Genomic DNA, 1369 nt, shown 5'->3' on the forward strand with positions numbered 1-1369 from the left:
CGAACTGGCGATGTTAATAAGAAGAAAAATAAACGCTGGGGATTTATGGATACAATAGAATGGCAGGCGAATACATTTGCTTCTTGTCTTTTGATGAATAAAAAAGCGATTATAAAGTATTTATACTATCTGGGCTATGATAAGCATATTAAGGATGAGACTTATCTATTTGATTTCATCATGAAAGTATCAGAGCAATTCCAAGTATCAAAAACAGCAGCATTAGTTCGATTAAAAGTATTAGGCTATGCACCTAATGACTTTGAATTAACAAAAGAACTATATAACGAATTTAGTTTTTAAAATATAGCTTAGCTATATTTTTTTAAGAAAGAAATTAGCAAAGAAGCTAACAAGGAAAGACAAGGAGGTATTATGGAACAAATGGCATGTCCAGTCTGTAAAAAGAGATTTTTTGATGTATCAAGAATTCCTTTAGAAAAAATAGAGATAGCAGCAAAATGTCCACACTGTGGGAAAATCTCAACACTGGAAATATCAAACAAAAATAAGAAAAAACCATACCGAGCAAAGAAGTAAATGTAACTATCAAATAGCCGGATGAGTATTCAAAAGGAAACTCATCTGGCTATTTTTATATTAAGGAGGTGATCCTATAGAAATAAGAAACAAAGAAGGAAAAAGAGTCTGTGATATTAGCGAAGACAAGAAAAAGCTAACTATCAGGCGAGGTAAAAGTACAACCATAGCCTATGTAGTTAAAGGCGAAATTAAAATTTTAAATAAGTAAAAGAGATATCCGCAAGAACGCTAGACGGCAGTCGGAAAACCAAACCATGGTTTTCTATTGCCGTCTTTTTTGTTTTTACGGATGGCCTTCTTGCGGATCTAGATATTTTGCAAGGAGGCAAAAGATGGCAAAGAAAAGATATTTAGAAATAAATGGCAAAGAAATCGAAGTTAGTGAAGAAGTCTACAAAGAATATATGAAACCAATCTGGAGAGAAAAAAAGAGAATCCAAAGAGCCTACAAGAATTTAGAAGAACTACAAGATAAAGACAGAATTAAAACAGTGGCTGAGAAAAATGGAAACTATGTCCAAGCAGGAAGTTTAGAAACAGGCTTTGTCGAAACAAAAGAATATGGTCTTCCCTTATCCCTTGATGTTGCTGAAGAGGAATACGACTTTGAAGTAACTAGCGTTAAAAATACTGAGGATATAGTAACGTACAAACTTCTAGAAGAAGCATTCTTAGAAGTCATTAGTGAATTTTCTGAAAGAGATAAAAAAGTTCTAAAACTACTTTTTCTCTACGAAATGAAAGAAAGAGAAGTCGCAGAAGTAGTAGGAATATCCCAAAAAACAGTTAATAACATCAAAAATAAGCATTTACCAAAGATTCAAGA

At 32.7% G+C, this 1369-nt stretch carries 3 protein-coding genes; all 3 read left to right on the forward strand.

Annotation, left to right across the window (positions count from 1 at the left end):
• Positions 1-303 (forward strand): ImmA/IrrE family metallo-endopeptidase (locus PEPTYR26121_RS03485; RefSeq protein ID WP_180499272.1); only part of this gene is annotated, 303 nt, incomplete at its 5' end.
• Between the two features lie 72 nt (positions 304-375).
• Positions 376-540: a hypothetical protein gene (locus tag PEPTYR26121_RS03490; RefSeq protein ID WP_002834910.1), complete on the forward strand. Its 165-nt coding sequence runs from the start codon at positions 376-378 to the stop codon at positions 538-540.
• Positions 541-875: 335 nt separating this feature from the next.
• Positions 876-1369 (forward strand): sigma-70 family RNA polymerase sigma factor (locus tag PEPTYR26121_RS03495; RefSeq protein ID WP_180499275.1); only part of this gene is annotated, 494 nt, incomplete at its 3' end.

The sequence above is a fragment of the Aedoeadaptatus nemausensis genome (genome assembly GCF_903819165.1).
GTDB classification, from domain to species: domain Bacteria; phylum Bacillota; class Clostridia; order Tissierellales; family Peptoniphilaceae; genus Aedoeadaptatus; species Aedoeadaptatus nemausensis.